The organism is Psychrobacter sp. TB55-MNA-CIBAN-0194 (genome assembly GCF_040309505.1).
GTDB classification, from domain to species: domain Bacteria; phylum Pseudomonadota; class Gammaproteobacteria; order Pseudomonadales; family Moraxellaceae; genus Psychrobacter; species Psychrobacter fozii.
This window is the reverse complement of record NZ_JBEOOW010000336.1, coordinates 1-268: the sequence shown is the minus strand read 5'-3', so window position 1 is coordinate 268 and position 268 is coordinate 1. Positions and strand designations below refer to the sequence as shown.

Here is a 268-nt window from a genome sequence, read left to right as displayed (position 1 = left end):
CCACTAACGACAAATGGCTGGAGTTATTTGGCGCTACTGGTAACAACTTAAAAAATGTTGATTTAAAAATTCCATTTGGCTTAATGACCTGTGTAACAGGTGTGTCTGGCTCGGGCAAGTCTACGCTCATAAACGACACCTTATTTAAGCTTGCGCATACTGAATTAAATGGCGCAACAACTGCCGAAGCTGCTGCGTATAAATCAATTTCAGGGCTTGAGCATTTTGATAAAGTGATCGACATTGATCAAAGCCCCATTGGCCGCAC

Annotated in this window: 1 protein-coding gene; it reads left to right on the top strand. The window is 42.5% G+C overall.

Annotation, left to right across the window (positions count from 1 at the left end):
- The coding region (locus tag AAEY75_RS15355; protein WP_352260068.1) for a hypothetical protein at positions 1–268 on the top strand (268 nt) is incomplete at both ends.